Here is a 16,821-nt window from a genome sequence, read left to right on the forward strand (position 1 = left end):
TCAAATAGTAGTATTTGAGGAAGTATAAAGAATACAGGAGGGGCTGGGGATATGAAGCAAGAAGAATTAACTATATTAAATATAGGAGAAAATTTAGATAATTTAATGAATTTAGATCCAAGAGGATATGGAGTATGCAGAATTTTATATAGTGCAGCAAGAGAGTATACTAAAGAACCTTTAACAATTAATAGTGCAAAAAAATTAGTAAGCACTTTAAAAGAGGGGGATTTAGTTTATATAATGACAGGGTTTGTTTTACTTCCTTTTAAAAAGGCTGAGATGGACGGAATCGTAAGTTCAATGCTTTTAGCAAGAGCTCTTGTAAAAGGGTTTAATGTAAAACCTGTTATAGTTTGTCCAAAGGATAATATTAAGGCAGTAGAAAATTTAGCTTATGTAGTTGGACTTCATTTTCATGATAATATAGAGGATTTAAAAGAATATCCTTTATCATTAGCAGGAGTAACATTTACAAAGGATGCTAAAAAAGCTGGTGAGCAAGCTGATGAGCTTATAGCAAAGGGGCTTCCAAGTGCAGTTATAAGTATAGAATGTCCAGGAGCTAATTCGGTTGGTGTTTATCATAATGCTGTTGGATTAGATGTAAGTGAACTTGAGGCAAAACAAGATATATTATTTACTAAATTAAAGGAAAAAGGCGTGTTAAATATAGCTATAGGAGATCTTGGAAATGAGCTTGGTATGGGAACTATAAAAGAACACATAGAAAAATATATTCCATATGCAGCTAAAGGAAGTTGTAACTGCGGTTGTAATGGAGGAATTCTTTCAAGTGTTAAAGCCGACAACATCATAACAGCAACTGTATCAGACTGGGGATGTTACGGACTTATAGGAGCTTTATCTTATTTGAAAAAAGATTTAAATATAATGCACACAAAAGAAATGGAAGAACAAGCTGTAATTGCAGCTTCTAGAAGTGGCATGATAGATATGTATGGAGATTTAATTCCAGCTATAGATGGATGCAGTTTAACAATGAATACTTCAATAGTTAGTCTTATGAGGGAATGCATAGAATCTGCTATAAAACTTGAAAAAACATGTGCCACTTGGTTTAAAAAAGTAATAGAACTTGGTTTCTACGAAAATGAATCAAATCAAAATTGTGAAAATGAAATGCTAAAAAATATCATTTAAAGGTGGTAAAAATATGGATTATTCAAAGATGAAGCCTTATGATGTTCGTAAACTAATACGTGAAGAAAAGATAAAAACTCCAACAGCAGGAATGTGTGCAGGTTATGCACAGGCTAATTTGGTTATTTTACCTAAGGAATTAGCATATGATTTTTTATTGTTTACTCAAAGAAATCCTAAATCTTGTCCAATACTCGAAGTAAGTGATGTTGGAAATAAAAAGCTTAAATATTTGGGTGAAGATATTGATATAACTAAAGACATCCCTAAATATAGAGTTTATGAGGATGGAATTTTAACTGGCGAATATACAGATGTAGAGAAATTTTGGAGAGATGATTTTGTAAGCTTTTTGATTGGATGTAGTTTTTCCTTTGAATCAGAGCTTATTGAAGCAAATGTCCCTATAAGGCACATTGAAGAAAATTGTAATGTACCTATGTTTATTACAAATATTGATTGTGTGCCAGCAGGAACATTTAATGGAAAAATGGTTGTAAGTATGAGACCAATTTCTTATGACAAAATAGTAAAGTCGGTTTTAGTAAGTGGAGAAATGCCTAAAGTACATGGAGCACCAGTTCATATAGGAGATCCATCAATTATTGGAATAACGGATATAAATAAACCTGATTTTGGAGATGCAGTTACTATAAAGAATAATGAAGTGCCTGTATTTTGGCCTTGTGGGGTTACACCACAAGCTGTAGTTATGAATGTTAAACCTAAAATAGTCATTACTCATTCTCCAGGTCATATGTTAATAACTGATGTGAAAAATATAGATTTAAAATATTAAAGGGGATACTATGTATAAGGTAGATTTGAATTGTGATTTAGGTGAAAGCTTTGGTAATTATAAAATTGGTGCAGATGAAGAAGTGATTCAGTATATTTCATCTGCAAATATTGCTTGTGCTTTTCATGCATCTGACCCAATAGTTATGGATAATACAGTTAAACTAGCAAAACAATATAATGTGTCTGTTGGAGCTCATCCAGGACTAGCAGATTTAGTTGGGTTTGGCAGAAGAAAAATGGATATTTCTAATAAAGAGGCTAAGGCTATAGTCCAATATCAAATTGGAGCATTAAAAGCTTTCTCGGTAGCTAATGGCATTGAAATGAAGCATGTAAAAATGCATGGTGCACTCTATAACATGGCAGCAAAAGATTTAGCTTTAGCTTTAGCTATTTGTGAAGGAATATATGAAGTTGATCCAAACTTAATTTTACTAGCATTATGTGGAAGCAAGATGATTGATGCTGGAGTTAGTACTGGATTAAGGGTTGCAAGTGAAGTTTTTGCAGATAGAGCTTATAAAGAGGACGGCTCTTTAGTGGAAAGAACTAGAAATGGTGCAGTTATTACGGATGAAGACGTTGCAATTAAAAGAGTGATTAGAATGATTAAAGAAAGTAAAGTTGAAACAATAAATGGTATAGATATTAAAGTTAAAGCAGATTCCATATGTGTACATGGAGATGGAATAAAGGCGCTTCAATTTGTTAAAAAGATAAATCAAGCTTTTCAAAAAGAAAGTATAGAAATAGCAGCATTAGATAAAATTCTATGAAATTGTTTGATTAAAGGAATATAGAAAGAAGGATATATAGTTTATGGAAAAATATCTAAGAACATATGCCAAAATAGATTTAGAAGCTATAGGGCACAATATAGAGGAAGTAAAAAAAAAATAAAAAGTGATGTAAAGGTTATGGCAGTAATTAAAGCTGACGGTTATGGACATGGTGCTGTGGCAGTTGGAAGTTTTCTTAAAGATAAGGTGAATTATTTTGGTGTTGCAACTATAGAAGAAGCAATAGAACTTCGTGAAAATCAAATAGACATACCAATATTAATTTTAGGTTACACTTCTCCAAAACAATATATAGATTTAGTTAAATATGATATTACTCAAACTATATACAACTCAGAAATGGCTGAAAAGTTATCAATTTGTGCTGTAAAATGCAAAAAGAAAGCAAAAATTCATATTGCCTTAGAAACAGGTATGAACAGAATTGGATTTAAAGTAAACAAAAAAAGCATTTCAAATATAAAAAACATTAAAAAAATGGATAACTTAATTCTTGAAGGTCTGTTTACTCACTTCTCTTGTGCAGATGAAGCAGATAAAAGCTACACTAAAAGTCAAAAAGAAAAATACGATGAATTTTTAAAAATGTTAGAAGCCAATGAGATTAGCATTCCACTTAAACATATTTGCAATAGTGCGGGAATTATGGAGTTTGATGATCATCATTTTGATATGGTTCGAAGTGGGATAATCACATATGGATTATATCCATCAGATGAAGTTAATAAAGATGCTATAAAATTGAAGCCAGCTTTAGAATGGAAAGCGCATGTAATTAATATTTCAGAAGTATCTAAAGGAGCAGGTATAAGTTATGGAAAGACTTATATTGCAAAAGAAAAGACTAAAGTTGCAACAGTTTCAGTAGGGTATGCAGATGGTTATATGAGAGGTCTTTCTTCGAAAGGAAGGGTTTTAATTCATGGACAATACGCGCCTATAATAGGTAGAATTTGTATGGATCAGATGATGGTAGACGTAACCAATATTTGTGATGTTAAGATTGAAGATGAAGTTACGTTAGTTGGACATGATGGTGATAAGGTTATTACCGTTGAAGAACTAGCTGATATAGCAGGAAGTTTTAATTATGAATTTGTTTGTGATATAGGTAAAAGAGTAAAAAGAATAATAGTTGGTGATAAATATGGTGGAAAATAAGGTCAGCATCTTACAGGCAAATGAAACTTCAGCTTTAATTAAGTTCGAAAATAAAATTGACAAAGATATTAATAAAAAAATAAGATTGTTTTGTGAATACCTTGATAAAAACTCTTTTTGTGGACTTATAGAATACGTGCCGTATTTTTCAAGCATTTCTGTGATTTACAATCCTTTAAAAATAAAAAGTGAGGAACCCTTTAAAGCAGTGAAATTAAAGTTAGAAGAAATATTATCAAAACTTGATTTTTCCTGTGAGTATGAGGAACATATAGTTGAAATTCCGGTTTATTATGGAAATGAATTTGGACCAGATATAGAGCATGTAGCAGGGGTGAACAATCTTAGTGTAGAGGAAGTAATAAAAATTCATTCTAGTGGTGAATATTTGGTATATATGCTTGGATTCGCACCAGGTTTTCCTTATCTAGGAGGACTTTCAGAAAAAATCTATACTCCAAGACGGGAATCACCAAGAACTGCAATTCCAGAAGGTTCTGTTGGGATTGCAGGAACTCAGACAGGAGTTTATCCAATAGAAACTCCTGGTGGATGGCAAATAATCGGAAGAACTCCTTTAAAATTATTTGATTTAAACAGCAAGGAAAAAACTCTTTTAAAATGTGGTGATATAGCAAAATTTTATCCTATTTCTTATGAGGAGTATCTTAATTTAAAGGAGAAGATATGATGAGTATAACTGTATTAACACCAGGTCTTTTGACAACAATTCAAGATATTGGAAGGTATGGATATCAAAAATACGGAGTTATTGTAAGTGGAGCTATGGATAGTTATGATATGAGACTTTCAAATATCATTATAGGGAATGATGAAAATGAAGGCGTTCTTGAAATAACTTTAATTGGACCATCATTAAGTATAGCAAAGGGAAATCTAATTGCCATAACAGGAGCAGATCTTTCACCAACAATTGACGGCAAAAAAGTTCCAATGGGAAGACCTATTTATTTAAATGAAGACTGCATCCTAAAGTTTGGAAGATGTATAAGTGGCTGTAGAACTTATTTGTCAGTGGCTGGTGGCTTTGATGTTCCAATCTTTATGGGTAGTAAAAGCACATATTTAAGGGCAAAGCTTGGAGGGAAGGACGGAAGAGTTCTCAAGAAAAATGATGTGCTTGAACTTGGAAATAAAGGTGAACTTTCCTTAAAGATAATAGAAAAATTAAGACAGACTAGTACAGAAGAAAGGTTTGTTTTTTCAAAATGGTATATGAAAAATTATATTATGCAAAACTCTGAGGCTACAGATATAAGGGTATTTGAAGACAGTCAATTTGAAAATGTAACCGACAAAAGCATTGACGATTTTTTTAATTTAACCTTTAATGTAGACACTAAATCAGATAGAATGGGTTACAGATTAAACGGACCCAAAATTAAGCTTAAGGAAAATATAGAAATGATTTCTGGAGAGGTATCATTTGGAACCATTCAAATTCCACCAGATGGAAATCCAATAATTCTTTTAGCTGATAGAGGAACATCTGGGGGATATCCTAAAATAGCACATGTGGTTTCGTGTGATCTTCAAAAGTTAGTTCAACTTAAGCCTTCTGATAAAGTTAAATTTAAGAAAATAACACTTAAGGAAGCGGAGAAGCTATATTTGACTAGAGAAAAATATACAGAAGATTTAAAAAGAGCTGTTAAATTAATAAGTATATGAGGAGGCAGGATAATTGATTAATATAGAAGATTTAGATAAAATAATGGAAATTGCTAATAAACACAGCTTTTCACGTTTTGAATTTGAACAGGAGAACAGCAGAGTAGTTATAGAGAGAGAAAACTCAATAAAAAAAGTGTTAGAAGAGGACAAAAGCGTAGTAAAATCCATAAATAAAGAAATACATATAGAAGAAAAAAATTATATCAAATCAAGTTTAGCCGGTACATTTTATTTAAAAAAAGAAGAAAATGCAGCTCCACTTGTAAAACTTCATGACGTAGTTGAAGAAAATACAGTTATAGGATTAATTGAAGTAATGAAGTTATTTAATGAGGTGGAAGCAGGAGTTAGTGGTGAAATCGTTAATATTTTAGTTAAAGATGGAGAATTTGTAGAATATGGACAGCCTTTATTTGAAGTTAAAGGAAGTGACAAATAATTATGTTTAAGAAAATCCTTATAGCAAATAGAGGTGAGATTGGAGTTAGGATTATACGTGCCTGCCATGAACTTGGGATTTTAGCAGTTGCCATTTATTCAGAAAGTGATAGAGATTCACTTCATGTAAAATTAGCGGATGAAGCCTATTGCATAGGAAAAACTTCTGCAAAAGATACGTATCTTAATATAAATAGTATAATAAATATAGCCATTCATTCAAAGGCAGATGCCATTCATCCAGGGTATGGATTCCTTTCAGAAAGTTCAGTTTTTGCAAAAACATGTGAAGAATTTAATATATGTTTCATAGGTCCTGATTATAGAATTATAGATAGTTTAGGGGATAAATCCAATGCAAAAGAAACCATGGAAAAAGCAAAAGTGCCAATTGTAAGAGGTACAAAAGGCGAAATAAGTAGCAAGTCTGAAGCAATAGAAATAGCAAAAAAAATAGGATATCCTGTTATAGTTAAAGCGTCGGCAGGTGGCGGTGGTAAAGGTATGAGGGTTGCAAGAAATAAAGAAGAAATTATTTCTGCAATTGAAGAATCTGAAAAGGAAGCTGAAAATTATTTTGGTAATGCTGCAGTATATTTAGAAAAATATTTAGAAAATACAAGGCATGTAGAAGTTCAAATAATTGGAGACAACTATGGAAATGTAGTTTATTTAGGGGAAAGGGATTGTACAATTCAGAGACGTCATCAAAAACTTGTTGAGGAAGCACCATCACCAGCAATAAACAATGATTTAAGGCATATAATGGGAAATGCAGCAGTAAGAGCTTGTAAAGCTGTAAATTATAATAGTTTAGGTACAGTTGAATTTCTTCTAGATGAGGATAATAAATTTTATTTCATGGAAATGAATACAAGAGTTCAAGTTGAACATGGAATTACCGAAATGACAACAGGAATAGATTTAATAAAAGAGCAAATATTAGTTGCCCAAGGTGAAAAATTATCCTTTTCACAAGAGGATATAAAAATAAATGGATGTGCAATTGAATGCAGAATAAATTCTGAAAATCCATATGAAAATTTTAGACCTTGCCCAGGGAAGATAAATAAGTATATAGCAGCTGGTGGAATTGGAATAAGAATAGATAGTGCGGTGTATAGTGGGTATTCTATTCCTCCATTTTATGATTCAATGATATCAAAAGTTATAGCTTGGGGAAGAGATAGAAGCGAAGCAATTGAAAGAATGAGAAGAGCTTTAGATGAATTTGTTATTGAGGGTGTAGATACAACAATAGATTTTCATAAACAATTGATGAAAAATGAAATATTTAAAAGCGGAAAATTTAATACTAACTTTTTAGAAAAAAATAAAATTTTGTAAATTCACATTAAATGAACATATCAGAGAAATCTGGTATGTTTTTTTCATTGAACTTAACATTAAGTCTTTTTAGTATTGCAAATTTTTCAAAAACAATCTTGAATAAAAATAATAAATATGTAATAATAAAATTTATAGTTAATTACTAAATATAACTTACTGAGAAATAATGATACGTTTTCAAATTTATAAATAATTTCTCCTACAATTTAAATGTTTATTTTATACGAGGAGGTAATGTAATAATGGATAACAAAAATATTAAGATTGCTGTATCTGGTGATATATGCTTGAATTTATTAATATGGAGAACAAATGCTAAAAGTAATAATGTTTTGAATTGGGAGCACTACCCAAATGTGCATAGCACTTATAAAGCTGGAGAAGCGTTATTTTTATCAGAACTTGTAGCAATAGCAACGGGAGCGTCTATTCTTTCGCCAAAAATAAAAGATGCTGAAGAATTGTTACCTAAGGGGCTTCTTAGTTCAACATCAGAATTAGAGTTGTTTCCTATAAGTGATGATGAAAAAGAAAATAATAAAGTTTACAGAGAAAAGAACTTTCTTGGATTCACAGGTCCAGCAGAGGGCATGCCGTTACTACTCCCTATAACTAATGATGATGAAAATGTTGATATGATTATATTAGATGATGAGGACAATGGGTTCAATTCACGTGAGGAATTCTGGCCTTTGGCTTTAAAATCACATAAAAAAGCTCCATTTGTAATATATAAAATGAATAATCCAACTAATTCCAACAATCTTTTGTCTCAATTAGAAGAGTTTAATAGTGAAACAACAATAGTTGTTATTAATGGTGACAATTTGAGATCTAAAGGAGTAAACATAAGTAAGAGTCTTTCATGGGAAAGAACAGCACTTGATTTCATTTGGCAAATGAATAATAACAATAATATTAATTTTCTTAGTAAATGTCATCACGTTGTAGTACATTTTGGACTTGAAGGAGCTATTTATTATAGAAATGAAGGGGAAGCTGAATCTCAATTATTCTTTCTTACCGATGAATTTGAAGGAGATTTTATAAAAGAAACTCAAGGAAAGATGTATGGACTTACTGATTGTTTTGTAGCTGGTCTAGCACGTGGGGTTGTTTTTGGAGCACATACTAGTGAGGAATTGAGTAAATCAATTGGTGAAGGTATAAGAGAAGGAATTGTAGCCGCACAAAAGTATTTTGTCCATGGGTTTGGGGAAAATGTTGAGGATGGTGTATTTCCATGTCCTTCTATATTTGTTGAGGGTGAAAAAGATTTTATTTATAAAGAGAATATACAGGATGTACCAATAAGAAATTCTAACAATCCAAATTGTCAGTCATGTTGGTATATTATAAAGGATAAAAGCTCCATTAACCTAGCTGAAATAGCATATAACATTGTTGTATATGGTGAAAAGAGTGCACTTAAATTCATACCAATAGCACAGTTTGGAAACTTAAAAACTGTTGATAGAGCAGAGATAGAGGCATATAGAAGCATTAAAAATCTTATGTGTGAGTATATTTCTGCTAAAAATACTGTTAGGCCGCTTTCAATTTCAGTATTTGGAACTCCGGGGTCTGGAAAATCTTTTGGCGTAACAGAAGTTGCTTCTAGTATCGCACCAAACTTAATTGAAAAATTAAATTTTAATTTATCAGAGTTTGAGAAATTATCTGACTTAGTTGTTGCATTTCATAAAGTAAGGGATATTTCTCTGCAAGGGAAATTGCCACTAGTATTTTTTGATGAATTTGATTCAAACTTTGAGGGTAAAAAACTTGGATGGCTAAAATATTTTTTAGCACCTATGCAAGATGGTGTATTTAGATCCGGCGACTCTGTGCATCCTATTGGAAAAGCTATTTTTGTATTTGCAGGAGGCACAAGTACTACTTTTAAAGATTTTTGTGGAGAAAATTTTAATGATGAAACAGAATATAAACAATTTTTAAATCAATTTGAAAGTAGTAAAGGACCAGACTTTGTCAGTCGTCTAAGAGGTTATGTAAATATCTTAGGACCAAATCAAACGGATGAGAATTGGGATCAATTATTTATAGTACGTAGAGCCATGCTTTTGAGATCTCTTTTAGAACGTAAAACACCACATCTTATAAATAAAAAAGGAGAGGCTCAAATAGATAACGGCGTATTAAGGGCACTGCTAAAGGTTCCCAGATATAAACATGAATCTAGGTCCATGGAAGCAATAATAGAGATGAGTATGATAAGCAATGCGAAAAAGTGGGAACAATATCAGTTGCCATCTAAAGAACAGCTAAAGTTACATGTGGATGAAGAACAATTTTTACGCCATTTAATGCATGATGAATTCTTTAGTGAAAAAATTGATAGAATTGCAATGACCATTCATTATAATCATATGATACTTAATGAACAGTGGCATAAATCAAATTCAAATTTCATGAAGTCATGGGAAGAGCTTAGTGAAGAAATTAAAAATTCAACCCGAGATCAAGTAAGAAATATTCCTAATGCTCTGCACAGAGTTAATTTTGAGCTTATTTCAGTAAGAGAAAAGCCAGAATGTATCATCTTTACAGAAAAAGAGTTAGATATTTTGGCAGAATATGAACATAAACGATGGTCACTTGAAAAAAAGCAGAACGGATGGGAATACGGTGATATATTAGATGAAAATAAAAAAACGCATCCTTTACTTGTAACTTGGGACAGTTTACCTAGTGATTGTAAAAATAATATAATTGAAAATGTTAAGTCATGGCCTGAAATATTAGCAAATTCATATTTTAAGATAGAACGATTAAAATATTTATGTTATTGTGAAACTCACCTTTTAGTATGAGTATCATGAGCTATTATATATAATAATTTTAGAAAATATTATACTTAATAAAAATATAGGAATAAAACATCAAATTATAATTATTTTGTTATAAATAGAAGGGTGGTAATAACAATAAAAATGACCAAAGATAAAGCTATAAAAACAAAAAAATTAATCTTTAGCTCTGCGCTAGTGGTGTTTTATAAAAAAGGATTTTCTTCCACTACGTTGGAAGATATTGACAAAGAAGCTGGGGTCTCTAGAGGTGCAATCTATTGGAATTTTAAAAATAAACAGGATTTATATGTTGGATTGCTTAGAGAATATTTTACAGATAAATTTTATATAAATTTAAAGTATAAAGATGAATCAAATAAAACACCTTTAGAATCAATTAAAGAATATATGTGTGGATATTTTAAAATTCTAATTAATGACGAAGATACAAGGAAATTTATGGAAATTTTAAGATATAAAACAGAAGTTAAGACAGATATAAACGAGGTATTGGAAGTAGAACAGGAAATAGACTTAAAAATAAAAGAAGAACTTTCTAGATTAATAAATTTAGGTATTGAAGCAGGGGAAATAAGAACTGATATAAGTAAAGAAATTATTGCAATGTCTGCGCTTAGCTATTTAAATGGCATTGAAGATAGTTGGCTTATAAATCCTGATGAATTTTCATTGGAAGCACATTTAGATGATTTAATTAATTTATTTATTGATGGAATAGTAAAAAAATGCTGTAAATCTATTATTAATTAGATTTACAGCATTTTTTATTTGTATAAAATATACATACATGAATGTCAAAAAAGTATTGATTATTGAATAAATAATAGTATAATATAGATACAATTGACATTTTATCAATAAAATATTGTCTTTATTGATAATTATCTAAAATAAATATTGAATTAAATTTAATACAATGAGGTGGAAGGATTGATACCAAGAGAATTAGGATTTAGAATGCCAGCAGAATGGGAAAATAGGGCGAGGACTTTCATGGAATGGCCTGTAAGAGAAGAACTATGGCCTGATGGGTTTGAAGATGCAAGAAGAGGATATTCTCAAGTTGCAAAAGCTATTGCAGAATTTGAAGAAGTAGTTATGATTACGAGACCTGATTTAATTAATAATGCAAAAGAAATGTGTGGTGAAAAAATAAAAGTAGTTCCAATAGAACAAGATGATTCATGGATGAGAGATAATGGTCCGACTTTCATTGTGAATAATAATAATGAAATTGCAGGAATTAACTGGCAATTTAATTCTTGGGGGGAAAAATATATACCATATAATAAAGATAATGAAGTAGCTAAAAAAGTATTAGAACTTTTTAAGGTACCTAAATTTAATGCCCCACTTATACTTGAAGGTGGTTCTATACATGTAGATGGTCAAGGCACTCTTTTAACTACAAAACAATGTCTTTTAAACAAAAATAGAAATCCAAATTTATCTCAGGCTGAAATAGAAGATATACTAAAAAAATATCTTTTCATAGATAAGTTCATATGGCTTAAACATGGGCTTTATGGAGATGAAACTGATGGGCATGTAGATAATGTAGCTTGTTTTGCAAAACCAGGTGTAATTGTAATACAGGTATGTAATGATAAAAAGGATCCGAACTATGATATAACCTTAGAAAATTTAAAGATTTTAGAGAACACTACAGATGCCAAGGGGAGAAAGTTAGAGATAATAAAAATTGAACAACCGCCAGTTAGATACTTAAATGGGCAAAGATTAACCTTAAGTTATCTTAATTATTATCCTGTTAATGGAGGAATTATTGTGCCTACATTTGGACAAGATGCCAAAGATACAGATAAAAAGGCAATAGAAACGCTTCAAAAAATTTATGTTTATAGGAAAATAATACCAATAGATGGAATGCCAATTATTAAAGGTGGTGGCAATGTACACTGCATAACTCAACAGATGCCTTGTGGAACCCCTGCAAAATTTTATTAAAGAGAGGAGCTAATTTATATATGAAAAGAGTAACAGTAGCTGCAATACAAATGAGTTGCAGTTACAATATAGATGAAAATATTGAAAAAGCTGAAAAATTTGTACGTGAAGCAGCTTCAAAAGGAGCACAAATTATTCTTATACAGGAGCTTTTTGAAACTCAATATTTTTGTCAAAAAGAAAAACCAGAGTTTTTTAAGTATGCTGTAGAAGTAGAAAACAATAAGGCTGTAAATCATTTTAAAAAAATTGCGGTTGAACTTAATGTAGTACTTCCTATAAGTTTTTTTGAAAAAAAGAATAAAGCAAAATATAATTCTATAGCTGTTATTGATGCTGATGGTGAATTACTTGGGGTGTATAGGAAAACTCATATTCCTGATGGTCCAGGTTATGAAGAAAAATATTACTTTAATCCAGGAGATACAGGTTTTAAGGTATGGAAAACCAAATATGCTAATATCGGAATAGGAATATGCTGGGACCAGTGGTATCCTGAAACAGCACGTTGTTTAGCACTAATGGGAGCTGAAATGATATTTTATCCAACTGCTATTGGTTCAGAACCTCAAGATGATGGCATAGATTCCTGTGATCATTGGCAGAGATGCATGCAAGGTCATTCAGCAGCAAATATGCTTCCAGTAGTGGCAGCGAATAGAGTTGGAACAGAAATTATTGATGATTCAAAGATAACCTTTTATGGATCTTCCTTTATAACAGATTGTACTGGGGCAAAGGTAAAGGAAGCGAATAGAAATGAAGAAACCATTCTTGTTTATGAATTTGACTTAGATGAAATAGAGGCTAAGAGATCTTCTTGGGGGATGTTTAGAGATCGAAGACCAGATAAATATAGTGCAATATTGACATACGATGGATGTGCTAAATTCACTTAAATGGTTGAATTTTACTTTAAATAGTAGTAATATACAATTATAGTACGAATATAGAACAATACGAATTTAAGATTATTATTCGTAGAAGGGGATTTATATGGGAAAAAGTAAAAATATTTTTAAAGAAAAGTCAAAAGTGAATTTTAACAAACAGGCTGAAATTTATGATAAAAGTGGTGATGGTATATTTGTAGCACCAATGTATGATGAAATTATTCGTAGAATAATAAGTGAAAAACCTGAAAAAATATTAGATGTTGGATGTGGCACAGGAAATATATTGATGAGATTAGCTGCAAATGGAAATAGGGGCTTGTACGGGTTAGATTTATCAGAGAACATGATTAAAATATCCAAGGAAAAACTTGGAAATAAAGCTGAATTAAAAGTTGGGGACTCAGAGTATATGCCTTTTGAAGATAATTCCTTTGATGTGCTTGTATGTAATGCATCATTTCATCATTATCCGAATCCACAAAAAGTTTTATTAGAAATGAAAAGAGTATTAAAGAATAACGGAACATTAGTTATTGGAGATCCAAGTGTACCAGCAATTTTTAGACAAATGACAAATTTATATTGTAAAATTTCTAATAATGGAGATTATAAAATATATTCTAGGAAAGAGATTCAGTCACTTCTTATAAAATGTGGTTTTGAACCTTTTAATTTTATCAAGATTAATTATAAAAGTTTTGCAATTAACGCTAAAATAAAACAATAATAGATTTTGGAGTGACAAGATGGATAAAAAATGCAAACAACAAGTAGATGAATTAAATATATTATGGCATCGTATGATAGTTGAATCTAACTATAAAGATATAGAAGCAAAATATCCAAATATACAAGGACTTAGTACTAATGAACTAGCAATAATTAGAATTATTACAGAAAAAGAAGAAGTTATTATAAAGGATATTTTGGAGATATTAAATATTCCTAAAAGCACCTTAAGTAGTATGATAGATAGATTAGAAAATCGTAATATTATTATTAGAGTTATAAGTAAAAGAGACAGACGATCTTACAAATTAGAACTTACTGAAAAGGGAAGAATAGCTCAAGGTGAACATATAAAATTTGAAGAGGAACTTTATAGTAAAATAATAATTTCTTTAGATACCTATGAAGAAAGAGAAAATTTTTTAAAGCTTATAAGAAAAATTGTTAGTAATGTTTCTAATAGATAAATTTACAGTAGCAGCTTGGTGTAACAACTTAATAGGCTTAGTAATACAATGTAGCAATAAGGATTTTAATCCATAGCAAAAATATAAGGAGGATCTGATGTACAATAATATTTTTTATTGTCCTTATTGCACAGATAAAAGAAATATATGTCCATTTTCAAATGGAGAAGGCATAACTTACTATGATGCTAATCTTACATTTAATAACTCATCAGAATTTAATATTGGAAATGTAGTTATTCCGCCTACGCGTGATAGATGGAGCAGATGGGAGAATCTTGGTGGGGTTCTAACTTCCGGGCCGGCAGTATCTTCATGGGCACGGAACAGGTTAGATGCTTTTGCAGCTGGGAGTAATAATGCTTTATATCATATATTTTGGAATGGATCAAGATGGAGCAATTGGGAAAGCCTTGGTGGGAGATTAACTTCAGCACCAGCAGCTGTTTCATGGGGAAACAATAGAATTGATGTATTTGCAAGAGGAACAGATAATGCAATGTGGCATATATTTTGGAACGGATCAAGGTGGAGTGCATGGGAAAGTTTAGGTGGAAATATCACATCAGCCCCAGCAGTATCTTCATGGGCACCAAATAGATTGGATACTTTTGCAAGGGGTACGGATAATGCTCTTTGGCATAAATGGTGGAATGGATCAAGATGGAGCAACTGGGAAAGCCTTGGTGGAAGATTAACTTCAGCACCAGCAGCTGTTTCATGGAGAAATAATAGAATTGATGTATTTGCTCGCAGTGAAGGTAACCGCCTGTTTCATTTGTTTTGGAATGGATCTCGTTGGAGTAGGTGGGAAAATCTGGGCGGAATAATAAGTTCAGGTCCTGCAGCTTCTTCTAGATCATCCAATAGACTTGAAGTATTTGCAAGAGGTCTTAACAATCAATTAATTACTACTTCTTGGAACGGATCTCGTTGGAGTTTATGGAGAAGTATAGGAGGAAACATAACATTGGATCCAGCAGCAGTATCTTGGGGACCAAACAGAACAGATGTATTCGCAAGAGGTAGAGGAAATGCTCTTTGGCATATTTGGAGAAATTAAGTATATAAAATAAGTAATTCAATGTTTTTGAAAGCATTACCCAGGAGAAATCATTAGTTCAACTGGGTATTTTTACGTCCAAATTTTACTAGTGTAAAAAGTGTTTAAAGATTGAAGTTTGTAAAAAACTTGTTGACATTTCCGTTACGTGAAGGTGTATATTTGTTTTGTCAGGAGGTATTTGAAATGGAATATACAGTGCAAAAATTAGGAAAGATAGCAGGAGTAAGCACAAGAACTCTGAGATACTATGATGAAATTGGAATTCTTAAGCCGGCAAGAATCAATTCTTCAGGTTACCGTATTTATACTGTGGTAGAAGTTAATAGACTTCAGCAGATACTATTTTATAGAGAACTTGGGGTGAGCTTAGAAAGCATAAAGAGGATTATAATGGACCCATGCTTTAATAGTAATACTGCACTGATAGAACATCGAGAAAAACTTCTTGAAAAACGGAAACAAATAGATATATTGATTGAGAATATTAATAAAACAATATCAGAATCGGATGGGAGGATTACAATGACTGATGAAGAAAAGTTTGAAGGTCTTAAACAAAAAATTGTTGATAACAATGAAAGGAATTATGGGGAAGAAATTAGAAAAAAATATGGTGATTCGCAGATAGACAAATCAAATGAAAAAATAAAAAACATGACTAAGAAGCAATACGATGAACTAGAAAAACTTAATTTTAGTATAAAGAGTACATTAAAAGCTGCTTTTATAACTGGAGATCCAGCGGGTGAACTTGCTATGAAAACGGTAGAGTTACACCGTAAATGGATAAGTTATTATTGGGATAACTACACAAAAGAAGCGTATGCATCAATTGCAAAAATGTATGTTTACGATGAGAGATTTAGAGCATATTATGATAAAGAACAACCAGGAACTGCAGAATTTTTAAGAGATGCTATATTGATTTATACTGGGATGAAAAAGTAATTATAAATTAATATATTAAAATAACTTGCTTTATATAGTAAACTGTGTTATTCTTAGTAAGAACTTAAATTTAATAGTAAATAATGTTACAAAATATATTTCAATTAGTACTAGTAATATAGTATGTTAATATCGGGATTTTATTAGTGAGTTATTGCAATGAGTTTAAGAAAATAAAATTTCGGAGGTACACATTATATGAATGGTACAGTAAAATGGTTTAATGCAGAAAAAGGATTTGGATTTATTACAGGAGAAGATGGAAACGATGTTTTCGCACATTTTTCTCAAATAAATTCAGAGGGTTACAAATCACTTGAAGAAGGTCAAAAAGTTTCTTATGAAGTAGTTAAAGGACCTAAAGGACCTCAAGCTGAAAATATTACAATTATCTAATTAATGAATATTTTACCCCTTGAATATTAATATTTGAGGGGTTTTTGTTGTATATAAATAGATTATATATAATGGCTAAGATAAAAAATAAACAGTCACTTATAAAGG

17 protein-coding genes are annotated in these 16,821 nt (G+C 31.1%); all 17 read left to right on the forward strand.

Going from position 1 to position 16,821, the window contains the following annotated elements; all coding sequences use genetic code 11:
* Positions 1-51: 51 nt before the first annotated feature.
* Positions 52-1,164: a DUF4392 domain-containing protein gene (locus tag B8978_RS10325; protein ID WP_084115855.1), complete on the forward strand. Its 1,113-nt coding sequence runs from the start codon at positions 52-54 to the stop codon at positions 1,162-1,164.
* Between the two features lie 13 nt (positions 1,165-1,177).
* On the forward strand, positions 1,178-1,963 hold the full coding sequence (locus B8978_RS10330) for a putative hydro-lyase (RefSeq protein ID WP_084115857.1): 786 nt from the start codon (positions 1,178-1,180) through the stop codon (positions 1,961-1,963).
* A 10-nt stretch (positions 1,964-1,973) separates the two neighbouring features.
* Positions 1,974-2,741, forward strand: a complete 768-nt coding sequence (locus tag B8978_RS10335; RefSeq protein WP_084115859.1) for a LamB/YcsF family protein — start codon at positions 1,974-1,976, stop codon at positions 2,739-2,741.
* Between the two features lie 141 nt (positions 2,742-2,882).
* A complete protein-coding gene (gene alr, locus B8978_RS10340; RefSeq protein ID WP_084115861.1) occupies positions 2,883-3,926 on the forward strand; it encodes an alanine racemase in 1,044 nt (347 codons plus the stop codon).
* Entirely contained in the window at positions 3,913-4,617 is a 705-nt protein-coding gene (gene pxpB / locus B8978_RS10345) for a 5-oxoprolinase subunit PxpB (RefSeq protein WP_084115863.1), read from the forward strand. The genes alr and pxpB overlap by 14 nt, the downstream gene beginning before the upstream one ends.
* The gene (locus B8978_RS10350; protein WP_084115865.1) at positions 4,617-5,618 is read left to right on the forward strand and encodes a 5-oxoprolinase subunit C family protein; all 1,002 of its coding nucleotides are present in this window, start codon (positions 4,617-4,619) and stop codon (positions 5,616-5,618) included. Before pxpB ends, B8978_RS10350 begins: the two co-directional genes overlap by 1 nt.
* A gap of 13 nt (positions 5,619-5,631) precedes the next feature.
* Positions 5,632-6,060, forward strand: coding sequence for an acetyl-CoA carboxylase biotin carboxyl carrier protein (locus B8978_RS10355; protein WP_084115867.1), 429 nt, complete (start codon positions 5,632-5,634; stop codon positions 6,058-6,060).
* A gap of 2 nt (positions 6,061-6,062) precedes the next feature.
* A complete protein-coding gene (gene accC / locus B8978_RS10360; RefSeq protein WP_084115869.1) occupies positions 6,063-7,406 on the forward strand; it encodes an acetyl-CoA carboxylase biotin carboxylase subunit in 1,344 nt (447 codons plus the stop codon).
* A gap of 245 nt (positions 7,407-7,651) precedes the next feature.
* Positions 7,652-10,243 (forward strand): RyR domain-containing protein, encoded by a 2,592-nt coding sequence (locus B8978_RS10365; protein WP_084115871.1) that lies wholly within the window; start codon positions 7,652-7,654, stop codon positions 10,241-10,243.
* Positions 10,244-10,363: 120 nt separating this feature from the next.
* Positions 10,364-10,993, forward strand: coding sequence for a TetR family transcriptional regulator (locus tag B8978_RS10370; RefSeq protein WP_084115873.1), 630 nt, complete (start codon positions 10,364-10,366; stop codon positions 10,991-10,993).
* 180 nt (positions 10,994-11,173) lie between these two features.
* On the forward strand, positions 11,174-12,211 hold the full coding sequence (aguA, locus tag B8978_RS10375) for an agmatine deiminase (protein WP_084115875.1): 1,038 nt from the start codon (positions 11,174-11,176) through the stop codon (positions 12,209-12,211).
* Positions 12,212-12,231: 20 nt separating this feature from the next.
* A complete protein-coding gene (aguB, locus tag B8978_RS10380) occupies positions 12,232-13,110 on the forward strand; it encodes an N-carbamoylputrescine amidase (RefSeq protein ID WP_084115877.1) in 879 nt (292 codons plus the stop codon).
* A 97-nt stretch (positions 13,111-13,207) separates the two neighbouring features.
* Positions 13,208-13,834 carry a class I SAM-dependent methyltransferase gene (locus B8978_RS10385; protein ID WP_084115879.1) on the forward strand — a complete coding sequence of 209 codons (627 nt, stop codon included), beginning with the start codon at positions 13,208-13,210 and terminating at the stop codon, positions 13,832-13,834.
* Between the two features lie 19 nt (positions 13,835-13,853).
* Positions 13,854-14,303 (forward strand): MarR family winged helix-turn-helix transcriptional regulator, encoded by a 450-nt coding sequence (locus tag B8978_RS10390; protein WP_084115881.1) that lies wholly within the window; start codon positions 13,854-13,856, stop codon positions 14,301-14,303.
* A 97-nt stretch (positions 14,304-14,400) separates the two neighbouring features.
* On the forward strand, positions 14,401-15,366 hold the full coding sequence (locus B8978_RS10395) for a PLL family lectin (RefSeq protein WP_084115883.1): 966 nt from the start codon (positions 14,401-14,403) through the stop codon (positions 15,364-15,366).
* 186 nt (positions 15,367-15,552) lie between these two features.
* Positions 15,553-16,317 carry a MerR family transcriptional regulator gene (locus tag B8978_RS10400; RefSeq protein WP_084115885.1) on the forward strand — a complete coding sequence of 255 codons (765 nt, stop codon included), beginning with the start codon at positions 15,553-15,555 and terminating at the stop codon, positions 16,315-16,317.
* A gap of 198 nt (positions 16,318-16,515) precedes the next feature.
* Complete coding sequence (locus B8978_RS10405) at positions 16,516-16,713, forward strand: cold-shock protein (RefSeq protein ID WP_053467945.1); 198 nt, start codon at positions 16,516-16,518, stop codon at positions 16,711-16,713.
* Positions 16,714-16,821 lie beyond the last annotated feature (108 nt).

Origin of the sequence: Clostridium acidisoli DSM 12555 (genome assembly GCF_900176305.1) — a bacterium.
Taxonomy (GTDB): Bacteria; Bacillota; Clostridia; order Clostridiales; family Clostridiaceae; genus Clostridium_I; species Clostridium_I acidisoli.

What these genes read in the sequence shown, in the direction of transcription:
- B8978_RS10350 (WP_084115865.1), top strand. Translation starts at nt 4,617, where the DNA reads ATGAGTATAACTGTATTAACACCAGGTCTTTTGACAACAATTCAAGAT.
- B8978_RS10335 (WP_084115859.1), top strand. Translation starts at nt 1,974, where the DNA reads ATGTATAAGGTAGATTTGAATTGTGATTTAGGTGAAAGCTTTGGTAAT.
- alr (WP_084115861.1), top strand. Translation starts at nt 2,883, where the DNA reads ATGGCAGTAATTAAAGCTGACGGTTATGGACATGGTGCTGTGGCAGTT.
- B8978_RS10395 (WP_084115883.1), top strand. Translation starts at nt 14,401, where the DNA reads ATGTACAATAATATTTTTTATTGTCCTTATTGCACAGATAAAAGAAAT.
- B8978_RS10365 (WP_084115871.1), top strand. Translation starts at nt 7,652, where the DNA reads ATGGATAACAAAAATATTAAGATTGCTGTATCTGGTGATATATGCTTG.
- B8978_RS10330 (WP_084115857.1), top strand. Translation starts at nt 1,178, where the DNA reads ATGGATTATTCAAAGATGAAGCCTTATGATGTTCGTAAACTAATACGT.
- B8978_RS10325 (WP_084115855.1), top strand. Translation starts at nt 52, where the DNA reads ATGAAGCAAGAAGAATTAACTATATTAAATATAGGAGAAAATTTAGAT.
- B8978_RS10385 (WP_084115879.1), top strand. Translation starts at nt 13,208, where the DNA reads ATGGGAAAAAGTAAAAATATTTTTAAAGAAAAGTCAAAAGTGAATTTT.
- B8978_RS10405 (WP_053467945.1), top strand. Translation starts at nt 16,516, where the DNA reads ATGAATGGTACAGTAAAATGGTTTAATGCAGAAAAAGGATTTGGATTT.
- accC (WP_084115869.1), top strand. Translation starts at nt 6,063, where the DNA reads ATGTTTAAGAAAATCCTTATAGCAAATAGAGGTGAGATTGGAGTTAGG.
- B8978_RS10400 (WP_084115885.1), top strand. Translation starts at nt 15,553, where the DNA reads ATGGAATATACAGTGCAAAAATTAGGAAAGATAGCAGGAGTAAGCACA.
- B8978_RS10370 (WP_084115873.1), top strand. Translation starts at nt 10,364, where the DNA reads ATGACCAAAGATAAAGCTATAAAAACAAAAAAATTAATCTTTAGCTCT.
- B8978_RS10390 (WP_084115881.1), top strand. Translation starts at nt 13,854, where the DNA reads ATGGATAAAAAATGCAAACAACAAGTAGATGAATTAAATATATTATGG.
- pxpB (WP_084115863.1), top strand. Translation starts at nt 3,913, where the DNA reads ATGGTGGAAAATAAGGTCAGCATCTTACAGGCAAATGAAACTTCAGCT.
- aguB (WP_084115877.1), top strand. Translation starts at nt 12,232, where the DNA reads ATGAAAAGAGTAACAGTAGCTGCAATACAAATGAGTTGCAGTTACAAT.